This is a genomic window from Corynebacterium belfantii (assembly GCF_041898185.1).
Taxonomy (GTDB): domain Bacteria; phylum Actinomycetota; class Actinomycetes; order Mycobacteriales; family Mycobacteriaceae; genus Corynebacterium; species Corynebacterium belfantii.
This window is the reverse complement of record NZ_CP157823.1, coordinates 846890-862496: the sequence shown is the minus strand read 5'-3', so window position 1 is coordinate 862496 and position 15607 is coordinate 846890. Positions and strand designations below refer to the sequence as shown.

The 15607-nt window shown below is 53.5% G+C and carries 8 protein-coding genes, 3 rRNA genes and 3 pseudogenes; 8 read left to right on the top strand and 6 right to left on the bottom strand.

Features of this window, described 5'->3' with window-relative positions; translation table 11 throughout:
- Positions 1–156 precede the first annotated feature (156 nt).
- From ABMV07_RS04535 to ABMV07_RS04520, 4 genes and pseudogenes are all read left to right on the top strand, one after another.
- Entirely contained in the window at positions 157–780 is a 624-nt protein-coding gene (locus ABMV07_RS04535) for a resuscitation-promoting factor Rpf1 domain-containing protein (RefSeq protein WP_088266882.1), read from the top strand.
- Between the two features lie 285 nt (positions 781–1065).
- Positions 1066–1203: a DUF485 domain-containing protein gene (locus tag ABMV07_RS04530; RefSeq protein WP_229254998.1), complete on the top strand. Its 138-nt coding sequence runs from the start codon at positions 1066–1068 to the stop codon at positions 1201–1203.
- 4 nt (positions 1204–1207) lie between these two features.
- Positions 1208–1420 carry a DUF485 domain-containing protein gene (locus ABMV07_RS04525; RefSeq protein ID WP_234914201.1) on the top strand — a complete coding sequence of 71 codons (213 nt, stop codon included), beginning with the start codon at positions 1208–1210 and terminating at the stop codon, positions 1418–1420.
- Positions 1417–2989: pseudogene (locus ABMV07_RS04520) on the top strand (cation acetate symporter). The gene ABMV07_RS04525 and the pseudogene ABMV07_RS04520 overlap by 4 nt, the downstream one beginning before the upstream one ends.
- A gap of 88 nt (positions 2990–3077) precedes the next feature.
- Here ABMV07_RS04520 and ABMV07_RS04515 read toward each other — a convergent pair.
- A complete protein-coding gene (locus ABMV07_RS04515; protein WP_014301577.1) occupies positions 3078–3266 on the bottom strand; it encodes a hypothetical protein in 189 nt (62 codons plus the stop codon).
- Positions 3267–3332: 66 nt separating this feature from the next.
- Between ABMV07_RS04515 and ABMV07_RS04510 the strand changes: the two genes are divergently transcribed.
- From ABMV07_RS04510 to ABMV07_RS04495, 4 genes and pseudogenes are all read left to right on the top strand, one after another.
- Positions 3333–5651: a helicase-associated domain-containing protein gene (locus ABMV07_RS04510; RefSeq protein ID WP_374064939.1), complete on the top strand. Its 2319-nt coding sequence runs from the start codon at positions 3333–3335 to the stop codon at positions 5649–5651.
- A 45-nt stretch (positions 5652–5696) separates the two neighbouring features.
- Complete coding sequence (locus ABMV07_RS04505) at positions 5697–7361, top strand: DNA repair helicase XPB (protein WP_088266884.1); 1665 nt, start codon at positions 5697–5699, stop codon at positions 7359–7361.
- A gap of 4 nt (positions 7362–7365) precedes the next feature.
- Positions 7366–8013 (top strand): DUF3239 domain-containing protein, encoded by a 648-nt coding sequence (locus tag ABMV07_RS04500; protein ID WP_197695170.1) that lies wholly within the window; start codon positions 7366–7368, stop codon positions 8011–8013.
- 4 nt (positions 8014–8017) lie between these two features.
- A pseudogene (locus ABMV07_RS04495) lies at positions 8018–8806 on the top strand (aminotransferase class I/II-fold pyridoxal phosphate-dependent enzyme); the annotation flags it as partial.
- Positions 8807–9083: 277 nt separating this feature from the next.
- Here ABMV07_RS04495 and rrf read toward each other — a convergent pair.
- From rrf to ABMV07_RS04470, 5 genes and pseudogenes are all read right to left on the bottom strand, one after another.
- Positions 9084–9200, bottom strand: a 5S ribosomal RNA gene (rrf, locus tag ABMV07_RS04490).
- Positions 9201–9351: 151 nt separating this feature from the next.
- Positions 9352–12436, bottom strand: a 23S ribosomal RNA gene (locus tag ABMV07_RS04485).
- Positions 12437–12793: 357 nt separating this feature from the next.
- Positions 12794–14312: ribosomal RNA gene (locus ABMV07_RS04480) — 16S ribosomal RNA — on the bottom strand.
- Together the 16S, 23S and 5S rRNA genes form the textbook arrangement of a ribosomal RNA operon.
- Before the next feature lie 559 nt (positions 14313–14871).
- Positions 14872–15174 carry a hypothetical protein gene (locus ABMV07_RS04475; RefSeq protein WP_162495039.1) on the bottom strand — a complete coding sequence of 101 codons (303 nt, stop codon included), beginning with the start codon at positions 15172–15174 and terminating at the stop codon, positions 14872–14874.
- Positions 15134–15589: pseudogene (locus ABMV07_RS04470) on the bottom strand (energy-coupling factor ABC transporter ATP-binding protein). The gene ABMV07_RS04475 and the pseudogene ABMV07_RS04470 overlap by 41 nt, the downstream one beginning before the upstream one ends.
- Between the last annotated feature and the right edge of the window lie 18 nt (positions 15590–15607).

The following is a 15607-nucleotide window of genomic DNA, read 5'->3' as shown; positions in this document are numbered from 1 at the left end:
TCGAAGCAAGACGTTCGTTTTGCCGACTACCAAAACACTACTCAGCAGACAGTGGCCCAACATGTGCACCATTGACGTGAACACCGTTTTCGGTTCCATGCCATTGCGCACACTTTCGTTGGTTTTGGGCGGCAATTCGAGAGGAAAACAACCCTAATGGCACGTCACGCCCGCAAAACCGCTTCCACGAAGGCAAAATTCGCAGCTTCTACCGTTGCATTCGGCACCGCCGCAACCCTTCTTGCCCCAACCGCTTCCGCAGCACCAGACTCCGACTGGGATCGCCTCGCAGGATGCGAAGCCGGCGGCAACTGGGCTATCAACACCGGAAACGGCTTCTTTGGCGGATTGCAGTTCACCGCTAGCACTTGGAACGCATACGGTGGCGGACAGTACGCTCCAACCGCTAATGGCGCTACCCGCGAACAGCAGATCGCTGTCGCAGAAAAGGTCTTGGCAGGCCAAGGCTGGGGCGCATGGCCCGCTTGCTCTGCAAAACTAGGCTTGACCTCTGCCCCTACCCCACGCGACGTTGTCGCTAACGCACCTGCACCAGTTCAGACTGCAGTAGCTGGCGCACAAGAGTACGCAGCCCAAGCAGGACTTAATACCGAAGAGCTCACTGTCGACGCCCTATACAATGCCATCAAGGCACGCCTAGCTGGCATTGGCCTAGACATCCCACCTCAGATCGAGGCTTTCTACCAAGCTAACCGCGCTGACTTCAACGGCTTCTACATGCCCAACCGCGGCGCCATCAACTTCATCTTTGACATTTAGTTTTCCTAGCCCCTCACTTTTCATTAGGGGGGGGTTCCTTGCGTCATCTGCAAGGAACCCCCCTCTTCTGTAATTACATCACCCCCCCACCACCACACCACCTGCCAATAAATTTGGGAAAATTTTCCCATTATATAGACAACGGCCACATATTCAGTGTGTAATAAATCACGTCACAAACACTCTCGTGGCGCACATCTCGGCTGAACCTTGGGGAAGTAGACGCTCGCCCGATTGGCACGCTTTCTTCCCGATCGATTCCCGCACGACTACCGAAAGGCAGCCATGTCTGAATCCGACCGCACGTCTCCAACTCCAACTGGAGAACAATTCTTCGCTATGAGCTCTGACTCCGAATTCCGCGAACTTCGATCTACCTTCCGCGGATTTGCATTCCCCGTCACCATCGCATTTTTAGCGTAGTACCTTGCCTATATCTGTACCGCTATTCGCAGCTGACTACGTTGCCACCAAAGTCTTTGGCGCCATCACGATCGGCATGATCCTTGGACTTGCCCAATTTGCCACCGCGGGTCTTATCACCTGGGCCTATGTTCACTTTGCCGACACCCGAATCGCCCCAGCAACAGACAGCATTCGTACCCGCATGACAACTCCTCAGAAGGTAGCCCAGCAATGAATCTACAGATCCTTTCAGCCCAAGACACTGCACACCGCGTTGATACCGGCAATCCCCTCCTTAATATTTCCATCTTCGTACTCTTTATCATCGGCACACTTTTCGTCGTTGTGCGCGCTACCCGCCAAACCTCACAAAAGGGCTCCGACTTTTATACCGGAGGTGCAGCATTCAATGGCTCGCAAAATGGCCTCGCTATTTCTGGCGATTATCTCTCAGCAGCTGCTCTCCTCGGCGTGACAGGCGCTATCGCGCTCTATGGTTACGACGGGTTCCTATATTCAGTAGGATTTCTCATCGCCCTGTTGGTAGCACTTGTTTTGGTCGCCGAACCCCTCCGCAACACAGGTCGCTTCACAATGGCAGATGTACTGTCATTTCGCCTAAAGCAACGTCCCGTCCGAATGACAGCAGCGATCTCAAGGCTCGTCATCTCATTGTTTTATCTCATCGCCCAAATGGCCGGCGCTGGAGGACTCGTCGCTCTCCTACTCGGTATCGAAGTAAAACTGCGCAAAAATTGTGGTTGCAGTCGTCAGCGTACTGATGATCATCTACGTTTTGCTCGGCGGAATGAAAGGGACCACATATGTGCAAATGATCAAGGCTGTCTTGCTCGTAGGAGGTTCTACGAGCATTGCGCTACTGACATTCCTAACAATCAAAGGCGACTTTAATGCAACATTAGAAGCTACAGTAACAAACCATCCTCAAGGAGATGAGGTTCTTGCTCCAGGACTCAAATATGGCACCAACACCTTAACCAAACTTGATTTTGTGTCTCTCGGAATGGCGCTCGTCTTTGGCACCTCAGGTCTGCCACATGTACTCATGAGCTTTTACACCGTTCCCACTGCACAAGAAGCACGCAGATTAGTGACATGGACTATCGCGATCGTCGCATTATTCTTCCTACTAACAGTCGTTATGGGTTATGGCCCAGCAGCGCTAGTCGGCCCTGAAACCATCAAATCTGCCCCAGGCGGAGTAAATTCCGCTATTGCCTTTGCCACCATCTTGGCAGTGGTTGCAGGTCTTATCATTACTGCCTCAGCATCAGTGGCATATGATCTTTATAACTCGGTGTTACGTCATGGCACGGCTACAGAAGAAGAATAAGTACGCGTTTCACGCGCTAAGGTCGTGGTCATCGGAATTCTCGCCATCGTTTTGGGGATTGGCGCCATGGGCCAAAACATTACTTTCCTTGTTGCGCTGGCCTTCGGTATTGCCGCTGCGGCTAACTTGCCCACAATTTTGTATTCGCTGTACTGGAAGCGATTCAGCACCACCGGTGCACTCTTTTCTATCTATGTCGGCTTGATCACGTCGATGGCCTTGATCGCCTTCTCACCAGCTGTTACTGAAGCAGAAACGTCGATGATTCCATCAATGGACTTCGCATGGTTCCGGCTTACGAATCCTTCAATAATGGCAATTCCTACTGACTTTATCTTAGGAATTATCGGAACGCTAATAAGTAAACCAGATGAGCAACCATACAAAGCTGTAGAAATGGAAGTTCGATCTCTCACCGGCGTCGGAGTTGACAAAGCTATCGCGCACTAATGTGAGAAAGTGACATAGCAAAAGGTGGGGTGCCAGCTCATTAAGAACTGGCACCCCACCTTTTCAAGCAGTATTGCTTGAGGTTGGTTTACTTGTTCACACGGGTGTAAGGGTGAACGTAACCGGTCTGCTCCGCAGGAACAGGGAATTCGATATCGCCCCAAGGGCTGTTGGCGCCAGCGACCTTAGCAACCATCTCAGTAACAGCGTGACCGCCACCAGGGACATGCTTTGGCCAGCCCGGATCGACGTAACCTTTTTTCTCCATGTTTGACATAGGCTCTATTGTTTCAAATCCGCTGGCCAAAGTCACCTGTACAACCAACTAAACTATGGAGTCATCATGACCAGTTCCAACGATTCCGCTTCAATTACCGCGCTTTTCCGCCAATGGCTGCACAACTTAGACGAGGATGCACTCCATCGTATCCTCGAGCACCGCCCAGATACCACGCATCCACTACCACCTGGAATCAGCTCTTTAGCTGCGCGTTTATCCCTGCGGGCGTCGATAATGCGAGCCTTAGTGCGTTTAAATGCACGCGAACTCGCTGTGCTGGAAGCTGCCAGCAACGCCGGTGCAGAAATCGAACCTGTGGATGCCCCCAAACTGGTGGAACTCGTGCATTCATATAGCGAGCAGAATACCCACGGAACCGACCGCTGGTCCCCTAGTGAGTCTGAACTGCTAGCAGCAGTAGAAATATTGCGCGACTGTGCGCTGCTATTTGGGGAATTATCTGCACTAAGAATCGCACCCGACGTTATGGATGCACTGCCAGCAGGATGGCAGCTTTTACCCTCAGCGCACGTACCCAACGCGACCGAGCTTCCAGCGATACTCGCAGACCTCACCACCAAACAACGCAGCATCTTGCATACTCTCGCGCAATCTGGTGGCACCGGAGTAACAAAAGATGCAGCAATCGACGCTGACCCCACCCGACCGATCCCGCAGCTTATTGCCCTCGGCTTGGTCACCCGCCATAACAGTCACTCGGTTACCCTTCCTATGGCAGTGCGCTTTGCACTTCGCGGTAAACCTGCCCCCGTTTTGCCGCTAAGCCCAGTGGCAGTGTCTCAGGAAATCTCCTCAGAATCTCGAGTCGAGGAACAAAGCACCGCAGCAGGACTAGAAGCCGTAAGACTCACACGCGTTCTTATCGACGTCCTCAGTGATTCCCCCGTTGCTTTATTAAAAGACAATGCTGTGGGTGTTCGTTCTGTCGCAACCCTGTCACGTGCACTGGATGTCGAAGAAACCACACTTTATCGCGTCATCGCTGCAGCCCTAGGGGCAGGTCTTATTGCGAAGGGCGTACCCGATCCGCTTCCTACCAATGACACCGGCGGGGACTACCTAGCGCCCACCGCACGTGCCGACGAATGGAACACCCTGCCGCTATCTGTGCAATGGGCGTGGCTCATGCTCGGTTGGTGGGAGTACGCAACGCTCAATATCGCAGCAATTGGGCAACCCGATGAGAAGAACAAACCGCATCGCCTGCTCAGCGCCGCAACTATCTCTGATAAGTTGCCTAGCGCTCGCGTGCTTGTCCTGCAGTCCGCAGCATCCCATGTGTTTCCCCACGGGGGAGATAAAGGCGTTTTGTTAGCGAACTTCGGCTTCGATTCCCCTATCAGAGCTTCACGGCTTGCTCGCGACGTTTTCGATGACATCACGGATTCTGCTCAATTCTTGGGAATTCTTGGGCCCCGTTGGGAACCGACCACAGTGCTTCGCCTCCTTGCTCACACCGACTACCATGAAGATCTTCTAGGTAACCTCTGTGAAGCCACCGCTAGTCTCACCCCCGCTGAATCCGACCGCTTGATCCCCCAAGGCGACATGACCATCTTGGCGCCAGCACCGCTTCCCTTCGAGGCCCACACCATGATGGCTCTCATGTCGGATACCGAATCCATGGGGTTGGCCACCGTGTTTAGGCTTAATAGCACTAGTGTCCGCCGCGCCCTAGACGCTGGCAAAACAGATTCGGATCTTGTCGGATTCCTCAAAGACCACACGATCGGCGATCTGCCACAGTCCTTGGTCTATTTGATTAGCGATACCGCACGCCGCCACGGGGCACTTCGTGGCGGTCCGGCACTGAGCTATGTGCGTTGCGACGACCCCGCGCTCCTCCTAGAGGTTTCTCGCATTGAGGCCGCAGCCGATCTAGGTTTTCGGATCATTGCCCCGACGGTCTTGATTGCCCAGGCACCACTGGCACAAGTACTCGAGGTAATCCGGTCAGCGGGTTTTGCGCCCGCCGCTGAAAACGCACAAGGGCTTAGTATCGACATCCGCCCTCACCCCACACGGGTAGCTACTCCAACCGTGCGCCCAACGATACCGCAGGAAGATCCGGCGCACATTCGACAAGCACTATTAACGCTGCTTCGAGATCGCAACGCAGCCCGTGGGGAAACTCATGGCATAGAGGGTTCCGACGCTGTCAGCGTGCTCCATTCCGCCATGAGGGCTAATCGTCAGGTCCACGTGGGAATCGTCGATAAGCAAGGCCAAGCGTTGCGCTACACCGTGACGCCGGTGACGATCACAGGCGGGCACGTCAGCGCAGTTGATGCTGATTCAGGCGAGGTCATCCACTTCATGCTGCACCGAATCACGGAAGTCGCACTCGATTCCGGTGCATAATAGAGTGTTCATCGACTCATATGTTCTAGTTTCAGGAGATACTCCGTGGTACTTGGCGACGGCCCGCTGATCGTCCAATCTGACAAAACCGTGCTGCTTGAAGTGGATCATCCCCGCGCACAAGAAGCCCGCATCGCTTTAGCGCCTTTCGCTGAGCTCGAGCGCGCTCCCGAGCACGTCCACACTTACCGCATCACCCCACTGGCGCTGTGGAACTCCCGCGCAGCTGGTCACGACGCCGAACAAGTAGTACACGCACTAGAAACCTATTCGCGTTTCCCCGTCCCCCAAGCCCTGCTTATCGACGTCGCCGAGACGATGTCACGCTACGGCCGAGTGCGCCTACACAAACACCCCGCTCACGGACTGATCTTAGAGTCAGAAGAACCGGCCATTCTTGCCGAGCTTCTTCGCCACAAAAAGATCAAACCCATGCTAGGTGCTCGTATCGACGACCAATCCATCATTGTCCACCCCTCCGAACGTGGACGCCTAAAACAAGAACTGCTCAAAGTTGGCTGGCCGGCAGAAGACCTAGCAGGCTACGTCGACGGCGAGGCTCACCCCGTAGCATTGTCCACCGAACACGAGCAGTGGGAACTTCGCGACTACCAGCGCATGGCAGCAGACTCCTTCTGGGAAGGCGGCTCCGGAGTCGTAGTATTGCCCTGTGGTGCTGGAAAAACCGTGGTCGGTGCTGCCGCCATGGCAAAAGCCCAAGCCACCACGCTGATCTTGGTAACCAATACTGTTGCCGGCCGTCAGTGGCGCGACGAGCTCCTTCGTCGCACAACGCTAACCCCCGAAGAAATCGGTGAATACTCAGGCGAGAAAAAAGAAATCCGCCCCATCACCATCGCCACCTACCAAGTGGTCACCCGCAAAACTAAAGGTGAATACCGCGCACTCGAACTATTCGACTCACGCGACTGGGGACTCATTATTTACGACGAAGTCCACCTCCTACCCGCACCCGTTTTCCGACTCACCTCAGATCTTCAATCGCGCCGCCGTCTAGGACTGACCGCAACACTCGTCCGCGAAGATGGACGCGAAGGCGACGTATTTTCCCTCATCGGCCCCAAGCGTTACGACGCCCCCTGGAAAGACCTAGAAACCCAAGGTTTTATCGCCACCGCCGAATGCACCGAAGTACGCACCACCATGACCGAATCAGAACGCATTGTCTATGCCACCGCCGAAAACCAAGACCGCTACCGACTTGCGGCCTGCGCTGCCAGCAAACTGCGTGCCGTCGATAAGCTCGTAGCGCAACACGCAGGACAACCCACCCTCATCATCGGTGCCTACGTTGACCAACTTGCAGAAATCGGCGAACGACTCAACTCCCCTGTAGTTGATGGCTCCACCTCCAATAAAAAGCGCGAAGAACTCTTCACAGAATTCCGCAACGGTGAAATCACAACCCTCGTAGTCAGCAAAGTCGCAAATTTCTCCATTGACCTGCCCGAAGCCGCCGTAGCAATTCAAGTCTCCGGAACATTCGGATCCCGCCAAGAAGAAGCCCAACGACTCGGACGCCTGCTACGCCCCAAAGCAGACGGTGCCCACGCGCATTTCTACACTGTGGTAAGCCGCGATAGCCTAGACAGTGACTACGCGGCCCACCGGCAACGATTCCTCGCCGAACAGGGCTACGCCTACCGCATAATCGACGCCGCCGACATCCCAGCACTGACCAAGGACTAACATCATGGCACACTTCACCTTCCCTATCGACGCCGACTTTGCCGCCAAAAACAACGAACTGCTCAAAGACACCAAACGCCTCCAGATCTCCGCTGGTCTATTTGGCATCATCCAAATCCTCATCGGCGTGGGCCTTTACTTCTGGCTAGGTGGAGCATTCGGAATCATCTGCCTAGCGGTCTTCGCCATCATGGCACTCATCAGCCTCGCCATGGTCTTTATCGTTCCCAAGCAAGTTGGAAACGCCCAGCACCTCTACGACAAATACGACCTCGTCCCCGCCATGATCGCCGAAATCAACCCACGTGACATGGTTGTCATGGCCCTAGTGAACACCAACGTCGACCCCACACTTCCACCCCGATGGGCACTCGCTACCCGAAACATCACAGCAATCCCAGGCATCGAAGGCGCCACCCGAAAAGTTGGCACACGCATCCCCGCAGTCGCTGTCACAGGCCAACGCTCCGTGGGGAACCAAGACTCATGGGACCAAATTTCCCCCATGCCTATCGCATGGGCCACACCAGATTCCTCAGTGATTGATCGGGCAGAATCGACGATTCCTTCCGAGCAATGGACCACATTGAGCAAGAACCTGAATAAGCTAGATCAAGTACGCGAAACGAAATTTGATCTACTGGAGTTATAACTCAATGCCCCACCCCGTTGGAATCCATCGTCTCACCGAATTCGGTGAGACGATTTTTGCTACTATGAGCGCCCGCGCACAACAACAAGGCGCAATAAATTTAGGACAAGGCTTTCCCGACTACGACGGCCCCACAGCAATGCTCGACATAGCACGAGAACAAATCGCACAGGGAAATAACCAATATGCGCCAGCACTGGGTTTTCCAGTCCTCCGAGAGGCCGTTGGTAGGCATCAACGCGACTACTACGGCATGGATGTAGACCCCGACACCGAAGTCCTTATCACCGTTGGGGCCACAGAGGCCCTCACCGCCGCCATTATCGGCCTTGTGGAGCCACACGAAGACGTGATCGTCCTCGAACCCTACTTCGACTCTTATGCAGCCGCGATCGCATTGGCAGGAGCCAACCGCATCGCAGTCCCGTTAGCGCCCAAAGATAATTCTTGGGATCTGGACATATCCGCACTACGCGATGCCATTACACCGCGCACCCGAATGATTATCGTCAACTCTCCGCACAACCCCACCGACGCAATATTCAACGAAGCAGCGATCCGCGAGCTATGCACGATAGCCAACGACCACGACCTCATCGTAGTAAGCGACGAAGTCTACGAACACATGCTTTTCGACGACTCTACCCACCGCCCAATCGCCACCTACCAAGGAATGCGCGACAGAACCATCACAGTGTCCTCTGCAGCCAAAACACTGTGTGTGACAGGGTGGAAAACAGGATGGGCCATCGCTATCCAACCACTCATCACCGCGATACAACGCGCAAAACAATAGCTCAGCATCGTAGGGCTAATGGTCCTGGTGGTCCTATACGTGTTCTCGCACCCACCACCACGAATCCATGACCACGAATCCGTGATCACGAAAACCCCCACACCCCAAACCCACACCCAAGCCCCCGAGCATGGATTTACGTAGTCACGAACACGAGAACACGACAAACACCAACCCGCCCCCCTTAGCGTGGGCAAAAAAGGGGGGTTGTGGTGGTGTGAAACACACATAATGTTTCACGCCACCACAACCCCATATTATTTTTTAAGTTTTAGGTTGGCAGCGACCTACTCTCCCACACCCTCCCAGGTGCAGTACCATCAGCGCAATCGGGCTTAGCTTCCGGGTTCGGAAAGGGACCGGGCGTACCCCCGACACAATAACCACCAACACACACAACCAACCACCCACGGCGACTGGCATGCCATGCCAGACACTGCACAGCAGACGCAAGCAACACTTTTATTCATTCAAACCATCACCCACACAAAAAAAAGGGGTGAGATGTCCATAATGCTTTATTATTCTTTTTGCTCGTTACACAATGTTATTACTCGGTCATATTAGTACCAGTCACCTTAACGCATTACTACGCTTCCAGATCTGGCCTATCAACCCCCTAGTCTAGAGGGAACCTCAAAAGAAACCTCATCTCAAAACAGGCTTCCCGCTTAGATGCTTTCAGCGGTTATCCCTCCCGTACGTAGCCAACCAGCCCTGCCACTGGCGTGACAACTGGCACACTAGAGGTACGTCCGTCCCGGTCCTCTCGTACTAGGGACAGCCTTCTTCAAGTTTCAACGCGCGCGGCGGATAGAGACCGAACTGTCTCACGACGTTCTAAACCCAGCTCGCGTGCCGCTTTAATGGGCGAACAGCCCAACCCTTGGGACCTACTCCAGCCCCAGGATGCGACGAGCCGACATCGAGGTGCCAAACCATCCCGTCGATATGGACTCTTGGGGAAGATCAGCCTGTTATCCCCGGGGTACCTTTTATCCGTTGAGCGACACCACTTCCACAAGTAGATGCCGGATCACTAGTCCCGACTTTCGTCCCTGCTCGACCTGTCAGTCTCACAGTCAAGCTCCCTTGTGCACTTACACTCACCACCTGATTGCCAACCAGGCTGAGGGAACCTTTGGGCGCCTCCGTTACATTTTAGGAGGCAACCGCCCCAGTTAAACTACCCACCAGGCACTGTCCCCAACCCAGATCATGGGCCAAGGTTAAGGTGCTCAATCCGATCAGAGTGGTATTTCAACTTTCGACTCCACAACCACTAGCGTGACCACTTCACAGTCTCCCACCTATCCTACACAAACCGAACCAAACACCAATACCAAGCTATAGTGAAGGTCCCGGGGTCTTTTCGTCCTGCCGCGCGTAACGAGCATCTTTACTCGTACTGCAATTTCACCGGGCCTGTGGTTGAGACAGCAGGGAAGTCGTTACGCCATTCGTGCAGGTCGGAACTTACCCGACAAGGAATTTCGCTACCTTAGGATGGTTATAGTTACCACCGCCGTTTACTGGGGCTTAAATTCTCCGCTTCGGACAACAATGCCCTAACAGGTCCTCTTAACCTTCCAGCACCGGGCAGGCGTCAGTCCGTATACATCAACTTCCACGTTTTCGCACGGACCTGTGTTTTTAATAAACAGTCGCTTCCCTCTATTCTCTGCGACCACCACCAGCTCAACCACGTCGGTCACCAGCAATGGTCCCCCTTCTCCCGAAGTTACGGGGGCAATTTGCCGAGTTCCTTAACCACAGTTCACCCGATCGCCTTAGTATTCTCTACCTGACCACCTGTGTCGGTTATGGGTACGGGCCATATATGCACTCGCTAGAGGCTTTTCTCGACAGTACAGGATCACCAACATCAACCACAAAGGTCTACGCATCACGCCTCACCCACTATGCGACACGGATTTACCTATGCCACGGGCCACACGCTTACACCACAATCCACTACATGGCTCAGCTACCTCACTGCGTCACCCCATCACTTGGCTACTACCAACGAAGATCCCACGCACATCACCACCAACCACACAAAAAGCATGACCAGAAGATCCATGGATGGTTAGTACCACTGATTCACCACTGGGCGCACATACACGGGTACCAGAATATCAACTGGTTATCCATCGACTACGCCTGTCGGCCTCGCCTTAGGTCCCGACTCACCCTGGGAAGATTAGCTTAACCCAGGAACCCTTAGTCATCCGGCGGAAAAGTTTTCCACTTTTCATTCGTTACTCATGCCTGCATTCTCACTCGCACACACTCCACACCATCAAGTCACCCAGGTGCTTCACAGCAGTGCACGACGCTCCCCTACCCAACCAACAAAAAATGCTGACTGCCGCGGCTTCGGCGGTGTACTTGAGCCCCACTACATTGTCGGCGCAGAACCACTCGACCAGTGAGCTATTACGCACTCTTTCAAGGATGGCTGCTTCTAAGCCAACCTCCTGGCTGTCTTCGCGATCCCACATCCTTTTCCACTTAGTACACCCTTAGGGGCCTTAACCGGCGATCTGGGCTGTTTCCCTCTCGACCAACGGAGCTTATCCCCCGCAGTCTCACTGCCATGCTTAACATTACCGGCATTCGGAGTTTGGCTGACATTGCTAAGATTGTAGTCCCGCTCAACCAACCAGTAGCTCTACCTCCAGCAAGAAACACACAACGCTGCACCTAAATGCATTTCGGGGAGAACCAGCTATCACGGAGTTTGATTGGCCTTTCACCCCTACCCACAGCTCATCCCCTCAGTTTTCAACCTAAGTGGGTTCGCGCCTCCACAACCTCTTACAGCTGCTTCACACTGGCCATGGGTAGATCACCCCGCTTCGGGTCCAGAACATGCCACTAACAAACACCCTCATTAGGATTCGCTTTCGCTACGACTACCCCACACGGGTTAACCTCGCGACATGCCGCTGACTCGCAGGCTCATTCTTCAAAAGGCACGCCATCACCCCACAAAAAAGGCTCTGACGGATTGTAAGCACACGGTTTCAGGTACTATTTCACTCCCCTCCCGGGGTACTTTTCACCATTCCCTCACGGTACTAATCCGCTATCGGTCATCATAAGTATTTAGGCTTACCGGGTGGTCCCGGCAGATTCACAGCAGATTCCACGAGCCCGCTGCTACTCGGGAACATCATCCACTCACATGCATGCACTTTCACGTACGGGACTCTCACCCACTACGGCAGGCCATTCCAAACCACTTCCGCTAACACACACATACACAAGCGAGGAGCCGGCAGCCTCCTCCAACAACGCCCCACAACACCACACACGCAACCCCTGCCAGGTATCACACGCATACGGTTTAGCCTCATCCACGTTCGTTCGCCACTACTAGCAGAATCATTAATTATTTTCTTCTCCTACGGGTACTAAGATGTTTCACTTCCCCGCGTCACCCCCACACCAGCTATACATTCACTGATGGGTAACCACACATAACCATGGCCAGGTTTCCCCATTCGGACACCCTCGGATCAACGCTCTATTGGCAACTCCCCGAGGCCTATCGCGGCCTTACACGTCCTTCATCGGCTCATAATGCCCAGGCATCCACCGTGTGCCCTTCACAAACAACACACATGTAACAAACAAAAACACCAAGAACAATTAAAGAATAAAGATTACTCGCGTCCACTATACAGTTCTCACACAACACACCAACCACAAGGTCCCATGACAGCACAACCAGCACACAACCAGCCACACCACACAAAACCACGTGAGTGATCAACCAGAACAACCACGTTGCCCCAGACACCCAACAGCGCACCAACACACACAAACAAGAAAAAACACACAACAACCACAAACACAACAACCACAACACCCTCACACCACACAGCGCGAGAAAAAACCATCATGGGTCACACGCATCCACCCGGATACAAAAAAACAACAGGCAACAACTGTCACCCAACAATAAAAACTCCTTAGAAAGGAGGTGATCCAGCCGCACCTTCCGGTACGGCTACCTTGTTACGACTTCGTCCCAATCGCCGATCCCACCTTCGACAGCTCCTCCCACAAAGGTTAGGCCACTGGCTTCGGGTGTTACCAACTTTCATGACGTGACGGGCGGTGTGTACAAGGCCCGGGAACGTATTCACCGCAGCGTTGCTGATCTGCGATTACTAGCGACTCCGACTTCATGGGGTCGAGTTGCAGACCCCAATCCGAACTGAGGCCGGCTTTCAGCGATTCGCTCACCCTCACAGGCTCGCAGCGCGTTGTACCGACCATTGTAGCATGTGTGAAGCCCTGGACATAAGGGGCATGATGATTTGACGTCATCCCCACCTTCCTCCGAGTTAACCCCGGCAGTCTCTCATGAGTCCCCACCATAACATGCTGGCAACATAAGACAAGGGTTGCGCTCGTTGCGGGACTTAACCCAACATCTCACGACACGAGCTGACGACAACCATGCACCACCTGTATACAGACCACAAGGGAAAACGTATCTCTACGCCGATCCTGCATATGTCAAGCCCAGGTAAGGTTCTTCGCGTTGCATCGAATTAATCCACATGCTCCGCCGCTTGTGCGGGCCCCCGTCAATTCCTTTGAGTTTTAGCCTTGCGGCCGTACTCCCCAGGCGGGGCGCTTAATGCGTTAGCTACGGCACGAAAGTCGTGGAAGACCCTCACACCTAGCGCCCACCGTTTACGGCATGGACTACCAGGGTATCTAATCCTGTTCGCTCCCCATGCTTTCGCTCCTCAGCGTCAGTTACTGCCCAGAGACCTGCCTTCGCCATCGGTGTTCCTCCTGATATCTGCGCATTCCACCGCTACACCAGGAATTCCAGTCTCCCCTACAGCACTCAAGTTATGCCCGTATCGCCTGCACGCCCGGAGTTAAGCCCCGGAATTTCACAGACGACGCGACAAACCACCTACGAGCTCTTTACGCCCAGTAATTCCGGACAACGCTCGCACCCTACGTATTACCGCGGCTGCTGGCACGTAGTTAGCCGGTGCTTCTTATCTAGGTACCGTCACAAAAGCTTCGTCCCTAGCGAAAGAGGTTTACAACCCGAAGGCCGTCATCCCCCACGCGGCGTCGCTGCATCAGGCTTGCGCCCATTGTGCAATATTCCCCACTGCTGCCTCCCGTAGGAGTCTGGGCCGTATCTCAGTCCCAATGTGGCCGTCCACCCTCTCAGGCCGGCTACCCGTCGACGCCTTGGTAGGCCATTACCCCACCAACAAGCTGATAGGCCGCGGGCTCATCTCGTACCGAAAAAACTTTCCACCACACACACTAAAGCATGGTCCTATCCAGTATTAGACCCAGTTTCCCAGGCTTATCCCGAAGTACGAGGCAGATCACCCACGTGTTACTCACCCGTTCGCCACTCGAGTACCTAGCAAGCTAGGCCTTTCCGTTCGACTTGCATGTGTTAAGCACGCCGCCAGCGTTCGTCCTGAGCCAGGATCAAACTCTCCATAAAAAATCAGTCAAAAGACCAACCCTTTTAAGCTGGAACAAGCCCAACCAACTGGCTAAAAACCACCACAAACAACACAACATTGCCTGCGACTGGCAAAAAAATAAAAAATAATGATTTGCTCTATCAAAAACGTGGCCATCATCCCTTTGACGAGGAAAAATAATCATGACCACCAACACAACAATTCACAATAACCATCATGTTATTTACAAGCCATGGCACACTTGCCGGCCGTATGACAACATCACGTTCATCATCATTGCATATATCTTTTTCTTATCCGATCCCCACCCCATAAAAAGATGGGAACCAAAAGTACATTGGCACACTATTGAGTTCTCAAACAACACAATCACACAACACCAACCACCATCACAATGATGACCAGAACATTGCGGTGAATGAAACGTTAACCCCTGATGAACATAAAGTCAAACAGGATCAACACTTTTTCTAATTTTGTCCAATCCGAACAACCTCTCAGCGTCGGCGACTCGCTATAAGTTACACACGTTCACACAAACACACAAACACGCAGGTAGAAGAGCTATCTGCAGGTTTAGGTAGCGAGTTTCAGTCGACCAATGCCTGTAGCATCATTCAATGAGTGAATTTTGTGTCCAACAATGCGCGATACCAACGGCGCCCACGGACTGTTGAGGTGAGCGCGAGTCATTAAATCGTGGTTCATCAACATAGCGTCTGGATCACCAACCTCGACTGCCCCTTCGACAACGATCGCAACTTTTTGGGCTACTTGATAGGCAAGATCTACATCATGGGTACACACCACAACCGCGATGCCGTCGTCACGAAGCTGGTTAATCACCTTCACTACTTCTGCAGTACCTACGGGGATCAAGGCCCGCGGAGGGTTCGTCGAGAAGCAAAATACGAGGCCGCATTGCTAGCGCTCCTGTTAGGACCACTCGTTTACGCTGACCGAAAGACAAATGATGCGGGGCTCTATCTGCTAACTAGTCAATACCCGTAGCAACCATTGCTTCATGCACCTGAATTTCGACCTCTTCAGGCGCTAATCCCAGGTTGATTGGACCATAGGAGACTTCAACACGAACAGATGTAGCAAAGATTTGGTGATCGGGCTCCTGCAAAACCAACTGCACATTTCGCCATATGCTGTTTCGACCCGAGCGAGCATAGCTATACGGTTTACCGTCGAGAGTAAGGGTTCCAGCGCTCGGCTTCCACGATGCGGCAAGCAGTCGGAAAAGTGTAGATTTCCCAGCACCATTTCGCCCGAGTAAGGCTGTCACTTTGAAGTGCCCTGGGTT

Coding starts and splice junctions, on each gene's coding strand:
- ABMV07_RS04510 (WP_374064939.1), top strand. CDS start 3,333: ATGACCAGTTCCAACGATTCCGCTTCAATTACCGCGCTTTTCCGCCAA.
- ABMV07_RS04535 (WP_088266882.1), top strand. CDS start 157: ATGGCACGTCACGCCCGCAAAACCGCTTCCACGAAGGCAAAATTCGCA.
- ABMV07_RS04530 (WP_229254998.1), top strand. CDS start 1,066: ATGTCTGAATCCGACCGCACGTCTCCAACTCCAACTGGAGAACAATTC.
- ABMV07_RS04515 (WP_014301577.1), bottom strand. CDS start 3,266: ATGTCAAACATGGAGAAAAAAGGTTACGTCGATCCGGGCTGGCCAAAG.
- ABMV07_RS04500 (WP_197695170.1), top strand. CDS start 7,366: ATGGCACACTTCACCTTCCCTATCGACGCCGACTTTGCCGCCAAAAAC.